This is a genomic window from Bradyrhizobium sp. SSBR45G (assembly GCF_030159255.1).
Taxonomy (GTDB): Bacteria; Pseudomonadota; Alphaproteobacteria; order Rhizobiales; family Xanthobacteraceae; genus Bradyrhizobium.
Genome location: NZ_BSCT01000012.1, coordinates 20,248 through 36,517 on the forward strand (window position 1 = coordinate 20,248; position 16,270 = coordinate 36,517).

The following is a 16,270-nucleotide window of genomic DNA, read 5'->3' on the forward strand; positions in this document are numbered from 1 at the left end:
TTCCGCGCGCCCGCCTCACAGCCTTCGAATCCCTCAGCGAAATCAGCATGCTCGGCCGTCCCAAAATCGTTCTTGCATCCGGTTCGCCGCGGCGTCTGGCGCTGCTCAACCAGGCCGGCATCGAGCCCGACGCGCTGCGCCCGGCCGATGTCGACGAGACCCCGAAGCGCGGCGAGCTGCCGCGCGCCTGCGCCAACCGCCTGGCGCGGGCGAAGGCCGATGCCGCGCTGAAATCCGTCCAGCTCGACGACGAGCTGCGCGGCGCCTTTATCATCTCCGCCGACACCGTCGTCGCGGTCGGCCGCCGCATCCTGCCGAAGGCCAATCTGGTCGACGAGGCCTCGCAGTGCCTGCGGCTGCTGTCGGGGCGCAACCACCGCGTCTACACCGCGATCACGATTGTGACGCCGAAGGAGGCGTTCCGCCAGCGCCTGGTCGAGACCCGCGTCCGCTTCAAGCGGCTCAGCGAGGACGACATCCAGGCCTATATCGGCTCCGGCGAATGGCGCGGGAAGGCCGGCGGCTACGCCGTGCAGGGCATCGCCGGCTCGTTCGTGGTCAAGATGGTCGGCTCCTACACCAACGTCGTCGGCCTGCCGCTCTACGAGACCACGACCCTGCTCGCCGGCGAAGGTTTCCCGATCCGCTTCGGCTGGCTCAACACCGTCGGCGTCTGACCATCCGCATGCGGGGGTGCATCCGCGCGTCCAGCCCATTAAATAGCCGCCGATGTCCGACGAATCACCCAGCCGGAGCGCCCCCGCTTCGACATCCGCCAAGCCCGTCCGCCGCTGTCCGATCTGCAACCGGCCTGCGGCCGAGGCCGTCCGCCCATTCTGCTCGCCGCGCTGCCGCGACGTCGACCTGCACCGCTGGCTGAGCGGCTCCTACGTCATCCCGGCCGCTGAGGGCGACGAGGACGACGTCGAATAATCCCGTCTTTTCATGTTGTTGCACCCGCGGCGCCCGGCGTCCCGAGCGGACCGTCGCAACTGCAAAAGGAATGTGAAAACTTCCCCTCGGGGCGGTAGACAGCGCCGTCCGGTCCCACTATAACCCGCCGGCTCGTCGGGCTTTTTGGCCCGCAAGAGACCTGCCCAGGTAGCTCAGTTGGTAGAGCATGCGACTGAAAATCGCAGTGTCGGTGGTTCGATCCCGCCCCTGGGCACCACGCTTCGCCCTTCGGGCTACGCGTGGCGCAGCCGCGCCGTAGTCCGAAGGGCGAAGCGTGCCCGGCGTAGCCTCTTGTCCGGCGTAGCCCCTTGGCGAAGCCGGGCGTTTGAGCCCCCCAAGCCTCGCTTGAGCCCCGCTCTCTGATCCCAATCAACCTTGTCAAACAGCCCGTCGCGCGGTCGTAGCCTTGCTCATGGCCATGCCGCCGCGTTCCCGCGGCCTTATCAACCCGAGCTCTGCTGCAGATGGCGTCCTCATCTAATGAGAGGGCGCGGGGAAGGCCGGGTGCTGGTCGCACCCGCGGTCCGCGTGCAGCAAAAAAGCACGCGGCAGAACCACAGGTACGGCCGAACATCCGGCCTTCCCCGCGCGATGGCTTTACGGCTTATACGCGATCTCCCCGGGGACCGGCTGTCTTGCCCCCGTCGCCCGCCGCGCTCGTCATGAACACAGCGACCTTGACGCCAGCATCGGGGCGCCAGGACCACGCGACTTCGCCGTCCGCAGTTCATCACTCGTCGCGCAAAAGCGCCTGACAAAGCCGCGGCCACCGCATCCCCGCCTCACGTGCCGTGACGATCGCGATACGCCCCTCTCGGCGAAGCAGGATGGCGGGATAAGACCACTGATTTGGGGGTGGTGTCAACGAATTTTCTGGTATTCAGAATCTTCGACCTGCGTCGCAGCCTTGCTGCCGTACATCCGTCGATCATCCGCCATGAAATCAATGTTGAGGCCAACCTGCTTCCCAGGCACGACCATTGATCGCTTGGCGCTTGGCGGAAACAAGTAGCGAGAAAAGGGCACGGATCAGTAGGCGAAGAAAGGTTGCACTGTCACAGTCACTTTGAGGCAGATCGGAAACGCAGTCGATTCAAGTCATGCTTGTTTAGAAGGAGGCCTGGAGCTACTGCAGCTTCGGGTAGCGCTCAAGGACCGATATTTTGCCTTGCCCTGCATTGGCTGCCTCGCAAGCGCCCGTGCTCACAGTGAGCGTGACGCAAGCCTGATCGAGCGTATCAACCTGCAGTGAAAAGCCGGCATTGTTGCCGATTATAGCAGAGTAGTCTGTCAATCGTCCGGTACCTTTAACTAGATATCCGCCGGGCTCTGTCGGATATACGCACGCTGTCGACGATCCGGCACCGCAAACAGTGCCGCTAGCTCTAAAGCTGCGAGCTGACAACGTTGGTCCAACAATCTCCTTGGTAAGCAAGACTACGTCCGGCAACTTGCCAAAGGTAGAAAATTCAGCTGAGCTTCCGTTGACTCCGATGCTGATGAAACTTCGCTCTTCGGGCGATTTCGCAACGAGCAAGAGTTTTTCGATTGCTCCACTCTTCCAATTCGTCGGCGGCTTACCAAGCCATTCAAAATTTCTGAGGACGGTCTCGCCTTCTAACCTCCCGACTTCATCCCTATTGGTTCCCAGCCAATAAGCACCCAAAGTCACGACATCGCCGTCACGATCAATTTGCCACAGCGTCACGCCGGGCTTCGGTTCATCTATTGTGATGCACTTCACATAATCTTGGAGGGCTGGACCTACAAGCTGCTGTGCAATGACCTTCGCCGCCTGGGCCGCCCCCACATTGAGCTTCAGAGCTCCGAACACACGAGTCGCTTTGGACTTTGCCTCGTCGAAACTTTGGCTTTCTGATATAATTCCCCCTTGAGATTGCCCGGCGAGACTCTTCTTCGCTAGATCAAACTCGGTGAGCGTAGCTGCCAAAATGAAACTGAATTGCACATAATTGCTGGCTTGAAGGCTTTGTACATATTTTGCCATATAAAACGCAGGCGAACATTCAGCTTGAGACTCAACTATCGACATGCCAAGGCAGATTAGGGTGACGAATGCTGCGCTGACCTTTGACACGGAATCCTCCTGAGCAAGCTCATACTATTAGTCCAATTTCTTACCGTCAGCCCCAGGCAAGACTACCCCCACTCCCAATTCATGGTTGTATCGCTGCAACTGCCTATTCAGTTCTTCTATCTCTTTCGCGTGTTGAGTACGATCTTGCGACATCAAGTAGAGCTGGGTTTGGGTCTTATCAATAAGATCGAAGAGCTTGTCACGTCGATCGGTCAAAAGTTTTAGATAATCTTGCCAACCAATCTTGAACGCGTCAGTCGTAACATTCGAAAAATACTGTGCCAAGCGTATTCGATTCTCGATATCTTGGTCTAACGCCTTATTCAAAAAATCTTTGACGTACTCGTTACGAAACCTTTGGTTTTCTTGTTCGCGCTCAGCGGTTTTCCTGGCCATTTCAAGGTAAGCTGTCGCATACTGAAAACTCGGAGGTATCGTCGCTATGGCTATTGCGGCAACAACGCTTCCCAGAACGAACTTCCAGAAATCGAGCCTGGCCTTATAACGTTCTAGCGCCAATTTCCGTTCGTCCAGCGTCTCGGCCGCAATAGAGCTCGGCTCAAGACTCATTGGTGAGGGATTCGTCACGGGTGCATTGACGCCAGTTAGCGGAGTAGCATTTGGTTCGGCGAGTTCAGCAGAAGAGGTGGCTAAGCTCGTTTCCGTCGCCCGTCGCCCCGCCACCGTGTCTACCGCGTCCAACCCCGATTCCTCATCCCGTGGCTGCGCTAAAGGGCTTCTCGCTCTCCCAACAAGCTCTTCGTTGCTCATCAATAAATCTCTGATGCGATTGGACTTTAGTAGGCACGCTCAGCTAATTATAACGTCAATAGTAACAGTTCCGTCATTTCCTGCCAATTCCAAATGGCAAAATTACTTGCTAAGCGTGCCGAGCACGTCCTGCTAATTCGGTCTCGTGCCAACGGAATTACGGTGACCCCTATTTTCCCGTGTCATTCCTCGGGGCGGAGGCGGCCCGTGCTACTGAGATCTGTCCCGGCATTTCGCCGGATAGTTTGCTTTTTGTTCTCAAGGCAGAACTTGTAAGAAAGGATCATTCAACTGTAGGATGAGTCCAGGGTTTGAATGGCAACTCTACGGTTCGACGACTTCGAGGACGATACTATTCTTCTGCACTTCGGCGGCGCGGAAGGCAGTGTCGACGCATACACCGCTCGCTGAGGCGCTTATCGGCTTTGCTGATATGGCGCGAGCGATCAGCGCGACGGTAGATCCGGGCACAGATATCGAGCTTCTGGTGGAGGCGACCGGTCCCGGTGACGCTGCATTAAAATCAGTCCTGGAGCGCCGAGGTATCAGCGCGAATGGTGACCGGGTCGAATTGGCGTAACGCGGTGTGACCTCTCTCACAGCCGGCCGCGCCATGGCGCGGCAAGGTCGGTTCATGTGTTTTCTGGCACGCCGAACGAGGATGGACCGATATGCGCTGGAGTGACCGAGCCAAGGAGGCGATCAAGGGATCTGCTGTCGTCCTGGCGGTGATTGTCGCGGGATATCTGTCCACGACCTATGTCGACCACCGGTTTGCCGTCCGCGAGGCAGCCTCGCATGACACCGCGAGCCCGTCTCCGGCATCGTCCGCCTGCGTCGACGACGAGGGACGATGGCGCAATTGGCCGTGGGCGAATGTGCCGATGCTCTCGCCGGCGTGCCGGAGCGGCCGCTAGACCATGCAAGGCTGCGACGCTTGCCGCAGGGCGTGGCTGGCTTCGTGGCGCAGGACAGGCCAATGGACGAGGCCCATGGACCGCGCCGGCCTCCCGCGCGCGAACGCCTAGGCCGCCTGCGCCGCGTCTGCGGAGACGGCGCGCTTGCTGTTGATCAGGTTCAGCAGCCGGGCCGTTGCGCGGGCATCGCACAGGGCCCGGTGGTGGTCCTCGAGTTCGATGCCGTGGGTCGCGCAGAGGCGTGCGAGGCCGTAGGATTTGTGCCCGGGATAGCTGCGCCGCATGCCCACGCGGGTACACAGCTTCGGGAAGCGGAAGCGCCGCTCGAGCCGTTCGTATTCGCACGACAGGAAAACGTAGTCGAAGTTCACATTGTGGGCGACGAAGATGGCGTCCTCCATGAACGTCATGAAGCTGTCGGCGATCTCCGGGAAGACGGGCGCATCCCGGACCATCTGGTTGGTGATGCCGGTCAGCTCCACGATCTTCGCCGGGATCGGCCGCTGCGGATTGATCAGCGAGTGCCACTCCGCGATCGGCTGATGGTTGCGGACCTTCACGGCCCCGATCTCCGTGATGCGATCGCCGGCCGACCACGATCCCGTCGTCTCGATGTCGACGACGACATAGATCTGGTCGGGGTCGAACCGGTAATCCACGCGGCCGATCTCGGCCGGGATGCCGGCCTGTTCCAGCTGGCGCAGCCGGGTCAACTGATTGCGCCGGATCGCGTCGCCCTCGGCCTTGACCTCCACGAAGGACACCTGGCCATCCCGCAGCTGCAGCAGGTCGGGGAAGCCGTCGCGCGTGCCGCGGAAGTCCTCGCACATCGTGCGGACGATCTCGGCGAGGCCCTCGGCGCTGGCATGGTCGAGCAAGGCGCGCAGCGCGCCCATCTGCACGCGCTCCCAGGCGAAGATCCCGTTGGGCTGTCCCCATCGGGCGGCGACGGTGCGCAGGATGATCGGAAGCGCAGTCCTCGCCCTGATCTGCGCCAGCTTGCCGTCGATCTGCGCGGCGAACCGCCGGTGGAAGGTCCGGTCGCGAAGACAATGCGGCACCCAATCGAAGCCGCTGTGGAGCTGGCCCGACTCGAACAGCTCGTCCCAGAACAAAAGTCCGAACAGAGCGAGCCAGAGCGAATTCTCCGCGAAATAGACCTCGCCGCCCTGGCGCCGCAGCACGCCGGCGACACCGGCCTCGGGATTGCCGCGATGCGTGTCGTCGACGACGATCGTCTGTCCCGAGCGCAGCAGGGCCGTACACAGGCCCGTGCGCTGCCCGCCGAACTTGCGCGCGTAGAAGTCCGTCGCAAACAGATGCTCGTCGTCGCTGTCGGGATCGTCGATCATGTCGCGCAGCAGCGCCTCGGCGGCCGCCTTGTCGCCGTTGGCGTAGAGCAGGCGAACGAGGCGTTCGCGGCAGCCGGCCGACCGGCCGTTCCTGTAGAGCCGTTCGGCTAGCGCCTTGTCGCCTTGCTCCTCGAACAACTGGCCGAGCTGGCAGGCGGCCCGGGCGGCAAGGTCGGCCGCATAGTCGGTCGTCCGCGGCGGGCCGTCGAGAATCGCCGCGGCGGTCTCCCGGTCGATCTCGGCGGACCGGAGCGCGATGCGGTCCAGCACCCGGCTGTAGTGGAAGCAGGCCTGCGCCTCGTCGGCATCGGTGAAGCGCGCGCTGAAGGAGGTTTCCCGATTCGTGCGCAACACGCCGAGATCGCGCAGCGCGAAATTCTTGAGATTGTCGGCCGTCTTGCCGAAGTAGAGATACAGCAGGAATTCGATCGGGCGCGTGTTGTCGAGCGCGACGAAGCTCGCGGCGCCGCAATGCCTGGCGGCGGCATCGAAGGGAATGGTCGACAGGAAGAAGTCGGCCAGGGCCGGCTTCGACCAGGATGCGCGGACGTCACGGCCGAACCCGGCCGCACGCGCGCCGTCGAGCAGAGCCGTCTTCGGCAGGCCGAGCACGAAGGCGGGATAATCCTCGCGCCGCAGGTTGCGGGCGTGGCCACAATCGATCAACTCCCGAATCGCGGCCTGGAGATCGGTGATCTCGGGATATCTGAACAGCGAGCGATTGAAGATCGGCCCGTGACGGTTGACCATCCGGATCAGCAGGCACTGCGCGTCCTTGGAGAGGCGGCGAAAGCGGGCGCGGAATGCTCGATCATCGTCGCCGAGAATGTCGCCATACGTCGCTTCGACGAACTGCAGCATTTCGACGAAGTGGTCGAGATAATAGTAGACCGGCAACGTGGCGGGTTTCATCTGGCGAGCCGGCCTCCCACGGGTCTTGCTCACGATTGCGCTTGGCAATCAGGCGACGATTTCGATCGTTCGTTTTTTGTTCTTCCCGACGCATTTGTCAAGGCCAGCGGATGAGCGTCCGGTCCACAAGCACCCTTTGCCGCGCTCCGGCGACGTGCCGGGCGGGAACGCTGAAGGTGAACAATGCGACGTGGAGACGGGCGAGCACAACACTTCGATCGTCAAATGCGATAGCTCTGCGCGTTGAGGGGCGATCGGGATTACGGCGCACTAAACCTACCAGGAGAAAATGCACCGTCATGGGGGCAAGCCGCCCGCTGTTGTGGCGGGCGCAATTTCAGGTAGTCAGACTAAGCGGCTGCGCCGGTCGATATCAGCCTGCTTTCCCGAGCGTGACGAACAGCCTGGCCTTGCCAGAGACAAGCAGAGAGAAAAGTGTGGCGTCGCCGTCACCGCACGCCGAGTTGGCGTCGTTCATGCGGACCGCGGACCGCTGCCGCTTGAATCGATCTCGCTTTTGATGACATCCTCACGGCGACTCCGGCCGCCGAACGACGCGGCCGCTCTCTCCGTCACCTGATTTTCGAGAACCGAGCATCCACGACGAAGGTCAATTAGCGTTGAACAGCCGATACGAATTCAGCATTCCCCGATCATCCGGCACCGACGATGAGGCGCAGAGCTCGTGCGAGCGGGGGCATTCCGGCACTCGCGCCCTGAGGATTGGCGGCCTTCTGGTGATGGTGCTTTTCTGGGCCTCGGCGGCGCTGGCTGCGGACGGCCCTGTTTCCCAATACGCCGACGACATCGCGCTGACGAAGGCCACCATTTCCTCGCTGGCGGCCAAAGACTTCGCGTCAGTCCGAAATAAGCTCGATCCGACGTTGGGCCAGATCTCGAACGAGAAGCTGGACCAGATGTCGAATGTGATGGGCGCAAGCGAGCCGATCTCGGGCGAGACGATCTCATCGACGGGAGCCCACAATTTTCAAACCGGGGACGGCAGCAGTCGCGTCATTCTGGAATATGGATTGACGGGCAAATGGGTGGTCGTTGATGCCGTCGTCAAGACTCAGGGCGCTTCCAAGCGATTCATCGGACTGTACCTCACCGTCAATACGTTGCCTCTGAGGGAGCTCAACGCGTTTCACCTCCTGGGCAAGGGTCCGATCCAATACCTGTTTCTCTCCGCTTGGATTGCAGTGATCGGCCTGACCGGTCTTGCGATCGCCGCCGCCTTCAGGCGCCATTCCGGCTGGCGCAGATGGGCGCTCATCGTCGTGATGCCGTTAGGGCTCACGCCAACGCTTGCGATGAATTGGAGTACGGCACAGACGTGGGTGATGGAGGCCACCAGCAATCCGGCCGGGAATGTTGTTCCTGTCGTTGCCTTTCGCTGGCCGATGGCGCTGTTCGGCTATGCCGCGACTGGCGCTCCGTTCCTCTACATCTCGGCTCCGCTCATCGCCTTCGGCTACTTGATCTGGAGCTGGAGTTCATCGCGACGACGACCGTCGCTGGCGGATCAATTTGATTAGGGGTTACGGAGCACCAAAGGGCAATGCACCCGGATGCGAACGACGACGTCCGGATGACGGTGCACTTTCATTGTTGCCGTACGGGGCAATCTCCGAACTGTCGCCGTGGGGCCTAGCAGCCCGATGGCGGTCGGCCGCCACGGGCCGCAAGTGTTGGGAGGCCCGCTGCACGCTTTAGCTTCGCGCACTCGGCAGCGATGAGCTCCATCGCCGCCGCCCTTGCCGTGTGACGAACGCGAAAATATTCCGTGCTGGCGCAAACAAGATGCGAATTGGACCGGCGCTTCTCGGGATGGTCTGCCGGCGCAAGCGGCGGCCGCCCACCGTGGGCGGCGCCGCTTCGCCGACCCATGAGTTTCGGCTCAATTGTGAGGTTTGCACGGCGACGTCGACGGCTCAGGTGAAAGATGGGTGCTGCCGCTGATGCTCTCCGGTGACACATGCGGGTCCCAGGGCCAACATGGCGGTGGAGGCCGAAATTGTTTTGGTCCCCTGAGCGCCCGAATCCGTTAGGACTGATGAAGATTCGTCGGGAGAACTCCCGACGTCCGTCAATTTCGCACGAGACGATCTCTTTGGCCTCAGTTCTTCGCAAGACCCGCGGCCCGGCGCGGCCGGATGCTACGTCACCGAAGTCTTCCACAGCCGCCAAGAAGGTTGCGCCGCGCAAGAAGACGTCGGTCACAACCAAGAAGGCGGTGGTGCCAAGAGTCGGTGTGTCGTCGTCGTCTCCCTTGGGGCTGCTTGCGTTGCACCTTGTGACGCAGTGGCAGGCGGCAGGCCGAGGCGGTCTGGTGTTCCTCGCCGAGAATGAGCGCAGAGCCGAGCGGCTGGCTTCCGTCATCCAGGTGGTTGAGCCCGACTGCGACGTGCTCGTCTATCCGCGGCTGAACACGCTCCCATTCGATCTGCTCGAGCCGTCGCGGGACATCGCCGGCCGGCGGAGCGCAGTGTTGAGGCGCCTTGCGAGCGCGAAGAAGGCGATCCTGCTGATCACCACCGTGGAGGCGATGATGGAGCGCCTTCCGCTGGCGGCTGACTGGTCCCGGACCGGCACGCTGCTTCGGGTCGGCGACGCGTATTCCGAACCGGATCTCGAGGCTCGCTTCGGCGCGCTCGGATACGACCTGGACGACAGCCCCGACTTTCCCGGCGGCGTGCTGTTTCATGGAAACACGTTCGAGATTTTCCCGGCCGGTGCGCGGGGTCCGTTCAGGATTGAGCAATCTCGAGGCAAGATCCGGCGGATCGCAAGCTTCAATCCCATGGATCAGGAGGTGATCTCTGAATTCAAGGAGCTCCAGATCGATCCGATGTCGGAGCGGCTCGCGTTCAAGGAACGCGCTCGGAACAAGTCCCACCTCTTCGCGTATTGCGCGCGCGCCAAGTGGATGGCCGACAGCGCGGTGCGCAAGCATGCGGATACTTGGCTGAGGACGATCGAGGATGCGGCCGCCCGCGTCGAGCGCGATAGAGCCTACTTGACCCGGCGCGAATGGGACGAGGCGGCGAGCAGGATCACGACGCTTCCGCCCACGGCGCCGTATCGCGCGACGCCGGAATTCTTCAAGGAACCCGCGCCCCGAAAGGCCCTCCGCGCATTCATCGAGGACGCCCTGCGCGGTGACGCGCGTGTCCTGTTCGTTGCCGCGGTCGAGGCGGATCTGCGTCTCATGGCCCGGATGAGCGGTGTGAAGGCCGAATGCTGCGCCGACTGGGCGCAGGCGACAGCGCGGGGCCGGCGAGAGGCGGCCCTGCTGGCGGGCTTCGATGCCGGCTTTGTCGTTCCGGGGCGGAAGCCACTCGTCGTCATCACGGCTTCCGACGTTCTTGGTAGCAGGGCGCATCAGCCGCAGCCTGTAAACTGGGCTTCGACGCCCGGCTTCGAAGCCGTGAACCTCCCCGAGCTCGGATCGGTGGTGGTTCATCTGCAACGCGGATTGGCGCGCCTCGGCGGATTGCGGTCGATGGGCAGCGGCGGTGTCTCCGCCCGTGAGATGGTCCGGCTGGTGTTCGCCGGAAACGACGCCGTCCTCGTGCCTGTTGCGGAGTTGGCCTTGATCTGGCCTTACGCGGCTGAACTCGGAGACACTTCGCTCGACAAGGCGGATGGGAGTTCATGGCGGCCGCGGAGAGCGGCTGCCGAGACCGAGATTCACGTCGTCGCCAAGGAGCTCGCGAAGCAGAGGAGCAAGCGCCGGCGGCGGCCCGCGCCGAAGCTCGTGCCACGGCCGGCGACCTATGAGTCGTTCGCCGCGCGGTTTCCGTATTTCACCACCCCGGATCAGGCCCAGGCCATCCGCGACGTTCTCGACGACCTCGCGTCGGGGCACCCGATGGACCGGATCGTCTGCGGCGATGTCGGCTTCGGCAAGACCGAGGTCGCGCTGCGCGCCGCGGCGGCCGCAGTCCTGGCGGGCAAGCAGGTCGCGATCGTCGTTCCAACGACGGTCTTGGCGCGACAGCATGTCGAGACGTTCCGCAAGCGCTTCGCGGCGCTCGGCATCGAGGTCGGAAATCTGTCGCGCGTCGCGTCGACAGCCGAGGCCCGCCAGGTGCGGGACGGATTGAAGAGCGGCGAGCTCAAGGTCGTCGTCGGGACGCTCTCGCTCGCGTCCAAGGACATCAAGTTTGCCGATCTCGGCCTGGTCATCATCGACGAGGAGCAGCATTTCGGGGCGGCCGACAAAGCCCTGCTGTCGAGCCTCAACAAGAACGGTCACAGGCTCTGGATGAGCGCGACGCCGATCCCGCGCACGCTCGCGGCAGGCCTGACCGGTCTGCGGGATCTCAGCGTGATCGCGACGCCGCCGGTCCATCGCGTCCCGGTCGTGACCAAGGTGGGCCCGCTTTCGGACATCGCGATCGCGGCCGCCCTGGTGCGCGAGCATCGGCGTCACGGTCAGAGCTTCGTGGTCTGCCCCAGGATTCAGGATCTGGATCCCCTGCTGACCCGCATCCACGCGCTGGCGCCCGAGCTGCGGATCATCTCGCTTCACGGCAAACTGTCGGCAGACGAGATCGATGAAAGACTGATGGCGTTCGTCGAAGGCAATGCGGACGTCTTGCTCGCGACCAACATCGTGGAAAGCGGTCTCGACATCCCGCGGGCCAACACCATCGTCGTATGCTGGCCGGAACGATTCGGCTTGGCGCAACTGCATCAGCTGCGCGGTCGGGTGGGGCGTGGCGGCATTCGCGCGTTCGCGCATTTCCTGACGGAGGGCGGTTCCGACCGCTCGGAGAAGCGGCTGTCTGTTCTCGAGGAGCTGAACCGCCCCGGCGCAGGCTTTGCGATCAGCGCGCGTGATCTCGATCTCCGCGGCGGCGGCGACATGTTGTCGGACCGGCAGTCCGGTCACGTGCAGGTGTTTGGCCCGACTCTCTATGGCCATCTTCTGACCCTGGCGCTCGACGGCGACCACGAGGGAATGTCCGCCCTTTGGGTTCCGGAGCTGAACCTTCCCATCGCCGAGCTACTTCCGTCGGACTATGTGCAGTCGGAGGCCCTGAGGCTCGAGATCTACGCGCGAGCCGCCCGGTGCCGAACCGAGGACGAGATCGAAGAGCTCGAGGACGAAACGCAACGCCGCTTCGGCAGTCTGCCGCCGGCGGCCAGCAACTTTTTCGCAATCGCCAAGCTCAGGACAAGTTGCAGAGAGCGCGGGATCATGCGTCTCGACGTCGGGCCAGAAGCCATTGCGGCCATGCTGCTGCCGGGACGAGTCCGGAAGTCGTGCTCACGGTTGCTGCAGCGCGACGGCAATCGGCTCATCTACGCCGGGCGGAGCAGCGAGCCGGTCTTGCACAGGATCGAACAGTTCATGGATCTTCTGGACGATTAGCGGATGACACCTGGCCGCTTCTGCTCGCGCGGGAGACCGGACGTGTGACCTCCGCGAGCGCGACGGCAGGATTGGCAGCCGCAGTGAGGGTTATGGTGACAGTGCACTAAACTGCGCTGACCAGCGGGCCAAGAAGCGTTGGGCGAGACCGTCCAGGCGCGGAATCGGCCCACCGCCCGCGGTCAACCCAGAGCGGCTCCCACGGCGCCTTTGACTCCAGGTTGCTGAAGTGATCAAGTTCGTTCGCAACGAGAACAAAAAGTTCCGGGCGGCTGAACCCAGGGAGGCGATCATGAACGGCAACGGCGACAAGCTCGTGGCGGAGGCGATCGGGACGTTCTGGCTGACGTTCGGCGGCTGCGGCAGCGCAGTGATTGCGGCCGGTGTGCCCGATGTGGGCATCGGCATGCTCGGCGTGTCGCTGGCGTTCGGCCTCACGGTGCTGACCATGGCCTATGCGATCGGCCACATCTCCGGCTGTCATCTCAATCCGGCTGTGACGGTGGGCTTGGCCTGCGGCGGGCGGTTTCCGGCCGGCTTGATCGGGCCCTACATCCTCGCGCAGGTGGTCGGCGCCATCGTCGGCGCGGCGGTGCTGTACGCGATCGCCAGCGGCGCGCCGGACTTCAGCCTGGCGGGCGGCTTTGCCGCCAACGGCTATGCCGAACATTCGCCCGGCAAATACAGCCTCGGGGCCTGCCTGCTCACCGAATTCGTGCTGACGATGATGTTCCTGTTCGTCATCATGGGCGCGACCCATGGCAAGGCGCCGGCCGGATTCGCGCCGATTGCGATCGGGCTGGCCCTGACGCTGATTCACCTCATCGGCATTCACGTCACCAACACCTCGGTGAACCCGGCGCGCAGCACCGGGCCGGCGCTGTTCGTCGGCGGCTGGGCGCTGGCGCAGCTCTGGCTGTTCTGGGTGGCGCCCCTGCTCGGCGGCGCTGCCGGCGGCTTCCTGTATCGCTGGCTGAGCCCGGAGCCGGCCGGCGACGTGGTCGGGCAGAGCGCGCTCGCGAAAAAGGCGTAGCACAATCGCCCCCACGCGGATGAATCGGCGGCGTGCTGGCTCGTCGCTCACGCCGCTGCGCCGCCCTCAATCGCTACCGTTCCGTTTGGATTATGCGGGCCTTCATGCGGGTCTTGGCAGGGAACGATCTCGCAGGCGGGGCGATGAGCTGGAGCAGCGAGAGCCATTGTCCGATCGTCTCCATGATCCCGCCGCGCTACGATACTTCGTATTACGGATCATCCAGTGCGCCTGCTCTGGCGTTCTGCAGCGACAGGGAGGCCGAAATGTTCGTCGATTTGCCCGGCTACTGGCCGCACGAACCGAAGCCGGAGCCGCCGAAGCGGCGGCTGTCGGCCGGCGGGGAGAAGCTGCTGCTCGCGCTGCTCGGCTTCAACATGGTGCTGCTTGTGGTCGCGCCGATCGGCGGCGCCACGCTGATCCAATGGCTGGTTGCGGTGCTGTCGCGTTGATGATGAGTGAAGCATTGCCCGTGCGTCAGGTCCGTACGGCTCTTGCGTGGGACGATTCCTTCGACTGCCGCAGGCCAACGCATATGAGGAAGAGGCGTGGCAGCGCCGGTTCCGATCTGGCACCTCGTCGCCCTGATGAGCGAAAGCCGACGCCTCTTCGGCGTCGGCGATAGCGACATCCGGGTTCACCGGCGACAGCGCGTGACAACCCGGATGTCGCGTCCGCCTCCGCCCTCCGGGCGCAGGCTTCCGCTCATCCGGGCGACGATTCTGTCGAGGTGTCACGGCATCCGGCGATAGATCTGTAAATAATTCGTCGACGGCCGGCCGCCGATCCGCCAGCGCATGGTCAGCGGGTTGAGCTCGACGGCCACCGTCTCGACCGCCACGAAGCGGCGCGGCGCGAGCAGGGCCTGCAGCTCGCTCGGCTTGACGAAGCGGCGCCAGTCATGGGTGCCGCGCGGCAGCCAGCCCAGGATGTACTCCGCGCCGATGATCGCCTTCACGAACGAGATCGGCGTGCGGTTCAAGGTTCCAATCACCAGGAGGCCGCCGGGGCGCACGAGGTCGGCGACATCGCCGACGAAGCGGGCGAGATCGGCGACATGCTCGACCACCTCCAGCGTCATCACGATATCGGCGCGTTCGCCTTCAGCGACCAGATCCTCTGCCAGTGCGTGGCGATAGGCGACAGGAGCGCCCTGCTTGCGCGCATGATCGGCGGCGACGAGCACGTTGCGCTCGGCCGCGTCGATGCCGATGGTTCTTGCGCCGAGCCGCGACAGCGGCTCGGTGACGATGCCGGCGCCGCAGCCGACGTCGATGATCTCGAGTCCGGCCAGCGGCTCGGCTGCGGCGGCATCGCGGCCGAGCAGGCTGGGCAAGCGCGCCATCAGATAGCTCACGCGCGCCGCATTGAAGTCATGGACGAGCTTGAAGGCGCCGTCGGGCTTCCACCATTCGTCGGCAAGGCGCGAGAACCGCGCGATCTCGGCCGGGTCGACGGTCGACGGACCTTCGGCGGTCGCGGCGAAGGCAGGCCTCATGGCATCCTTGTAGAGCATCGTCGTCGTCCTTTCTCACGCGCGCTCCTCACTGCGCGAGCCGCAGCAGCACGGCGGCGCTCAGCACGATGTGGACCAAGGTGAGCACGACCGAGGCGCCATGAAGGCGCGCGAAGCGGCGCCTGTCGCCCGCATCGGTGGCACGGTTGATCGCGGGCATCAGCAGCTGCCGCGCCAGCACCGCGGTGAGCGCAATCGCGGCGAGGGTTGCGCCCGCCATCTTGTCTCCGCTGATAGCGAGCGCGGCGCCGACGGCCGAAGCTGCGATCACGAACAGATAGAAATGTGGAAATGCACGGCGGATCAGCGGGCCCGCACTGTCGGCCGGCAGCGCGCTGAACAGGAACGGCGCGAAGCCGAACGAGAACAGCGTCATGCCGCCGAACAGCAGCGCGGTGGCGAGCAGGGCGGCGGCGTTGATCATGGCGTCTGCTCCCGGCGCGACGGCCAGCACGGCACGACATAGGGCACGCGGGCGCGATAGGCCGCGAAGCGCGCGCCGTAGATCTGCATGAAGCGCCGCTCCTTCCAGCGCGGCGCGAGCAGGCAATAGGCCGACAGCACCAGCGCGACCGCGAGCTGATCGGGTGTCCACACCGGCACCGGCCACAGGGCCAGCGCGAACGACAGATAGATCGGCTGGCGGATGATCGCGAACAGGCCTGTGACCGGCATGTCCGGAAAGCGCGGCGCGCGATCGGCCATCAGCGACAGCCAGCCGAGCGCGCCCGACTGCACCTCGGCGCCGGCATCCCAGCTGGCGCGGATCAGCAACAGCCAGGCGCTGGCATAGGCAAGGCACAGCACGATGAACGCGACGCCTTCCGCGCGCCACCAGATGATGCCGCTCGGCGTCCACAACGCGAACAGGCACAATAGCTGCAGCGAGGCGATGATCGCATAATGCGTGGTGGCGAGCGTCGTCCCATGGGGACCGAGCCGCGCCAGCCAGCGGCGTCCCCGGCCGAGCAGCAGCGAATGCACCAGCGGAAACTGCAGCAGCAGGCCGGCATTGGCGGCGTACGCCCACGGCCGGGGCACGCGGCCAAAGCTCTCGCTCATGCCGTAGAACATCGCGCCGATCATCGAAAGCACGGCGAGGGCGAACAGCGCATGGCACACGAGGCCGGTGGCGACCGCCAGCGCGAAGCGGCCTGCGCCATGAGGCGCAGCCAGTGCGGCGCGCAGCAGCGCGGTCAGACGTGCAAGGTGGGAAGAAGAAATTGAGTTGCTCACCATCCGGCTACGCCGGCCGCTTTGCAGCGGATCTCCGGACAGCATCACGGCTGCGTGAAAGCAGTCTGCTCCGCGGCGCGTTTCACCGCCGGCGATCA

General features: G+C 63.9%; 13 protein-coding genes and 1 tRNA gene. 8 read left to right on the forward strand and 6 right to left on the reverse strand.

The window, feature by feature from the left end; translation table 11 throughout:
- Positions 1 to 47 precede the first annotated feature (47 nt).
- From QQL87_RS16195 to QQL87_RS16205, 3 genes are all read left to right on the forward strand, one after another.
- Entirely contained in the window at positions 48 to 677 is a 630-nt protein-coding gene (locus QQL87_RS16195) for a Maf-like protein (protein ID WP_284419911.1), read from the forward strand.
- Between the two features lie 52 nt (positions 678 to 729).
- On the forward strand, positions 730 to 933 hold the full coding sequence (gene yacG / locus QQL87_RS16200; protein WP_284419912.1) for a DNA gyrase inhibitor YacG: 204 nt from the start codon (positions 730 to 732) through the stop codon (positions 931 to 933).
- Positions 934 to 1,095: 162 nt separating this feature from the next.
- Positions 1,096 to 1,171: transfer RNA gene (locus QQL87_RS16205), tRNA-Phe, on the forward strand.
- A gap of 909 nt (positions 1,172 to 2,080) precedes the next feature.
- Here QQL87_RS16205 and QQL87_RS16210 read toward each other — a convergent pair.
- On the reverse strand, positions 2,081 to 3,052 hold the full coding sequence (locus QQL87_RS16210; RefSeq protein WP_284419913.1) for a hypothetical protein: 972 nt from the start codon (positions 3,050 to 3,052) through the stop codon (positions 2,081 to 2,083).
- Positions 3,053 to 3,079: 27 nt separating this feature from the next.
- The gene (locus QQL87_RS16215; RefSeq protein ID WP_284419914.1) at positions 3,080 to 3,823 is read right to left on the reverse strand and encodes a hypothetical protein; all 744 of its coding nucleotides are present in this window, start codon (positions 3,821 to 3,823) and stop codon (positions 3,080 to 3,082) included.
- Between the two features lie 671 nt (positions 3,824 to 4,494).
- Here QQL87_RS16215 and QQL87_RS16220 point away from each other — a divergent pair.
- On the forward strand, positions 4,495 to 4,740 hold the full coding sequence (locus tag QQL87_RS16220; RefSeq protein ID WP_284419915.1) for a hypothetical protein: 246 nt from the start codon (positions 4,495 to 4,497) through the stop codon (positions 4,738 to 4,740).
- 107 nt (positions 4,741 to 4,847) lie between these two features.
- Here the strand turns inward: QQL87_RS16220 and QQL87_RS16225 are convergent, their stop codons facing one another.
- Positions 4,848 to 7,004: an exonuclease domain-containing protein gene (locus QQL87_RS16225; RefSeq protein ID WP_284419916.1), complete on the reverse strand. Its 2,157-nt coding sequence runs from the start codon at positions 7,002 to 7,004 to the stop codon at positions 4,848 to 4,850.
- 620 nt (positions 7,005 to 7,624) lie between these two features.
- Here QQL87_RS16225 and QQL87_RS16230 point away from each other — a divergent pair.
- From QQL87_RS16230 to QQL87_RS37265, 4 genes are all read left to right on the forward strand, one after another.
- A complete protein-coding gene (locus tag QQL87_RS16230) occupies positions 7,625 to 8,542 on the forward strand; it encodes a hypothetical protein (RefSeq protein WP_284419917.1) in 918 nt (305 codons plus the stop codon).
- A 518-nt stretch (positions 8,543 to 9,060) separates the two neighbouring features.
- A complete protein-coding gene (locus tag QQL87_RS16235) occupies positions 9,061 to 12,387 on the forward strand; it encodes a DEAD/DEAH box helicase (protein ID WP_284419918.1) in 3,327 nt (1,108 codons plus the stop codon).
- A 292-nt stretch (positions 12,388 to 12,679) separates the two neighbouring features.
- Entirely contained in the window at positions 12,680 to 13,420 is a 741-nt protein-coding gene (gene aqpZ, locus QQL87_RS16240; protein ID WP_284419919.1) for an aquaporin Z, read from the forward strand.
- 143 nt (positions 13,421 to 13,563) lie between these two features.
- On the forward strand, positions 13,564 to 13,872 hold the full coding sequence (locus QQL87_RS37265; protein ID WP_349817278.1) for a hypothetical protein: 309 nt from the start codon (positions 13,564 to 13,566) through the stop codon (positions 13,870 to 13,872).
- A 281-nt stretch (positions 13,873 to 14,153) separates the two neighbouring features.
- On the opposite strand, the gene ubiG is transcribed toward QQL87_RS37265, so the two are convergent.
- From ubiG to QQL87_RS16260, 3 genes are read right to left on the reverse strand one after another with little or no spacing between them, the layout of a single operon-like run.
- A complete protein-coding gene (gene ubiG / locus QQL87_RS16250) occupies positions 14,154 to 14,936 on the reverse strand; it encodes a bifunctional 2-polyprenyl-6-hydroxyphenol methylase/3-demethylubiquinol 3-O-methyltransferase UbiG (RefSeq protein ID WP_284419920.1) in 783 nt (260 codons plus the stop codon).
- A gap of 28 nt (positions 14,937 to 14,964) precedes the next feature.
- Positions 14,965 to 15,360, reverse strand: coding sequence for a DUF4149 domain-containing protein (locus QQL87_RS16255; RefSeq protein WP_284419921.1), 396 nt, complete (start codon positions 15,358 to 15,360; stop codon positions 14,965 to 14,967).
- Positions 15,357 to 16,175, reverse strand: coding sequence for a methyltransferase family protein (locus tag QQL87_RS16260; RefSeq protein WP_284419922.1), 819 nt, complete (start codon positions 16,173 to 16,175; stop codon positions 15,357 to 15,359). Before QQL87_RS16260 ends, QQL87_RS16255 begins: the two co-directional genes overlap by 4 nt.
- Positions 16,176 to 16,270: the final 95 nt, after the last annotated feature.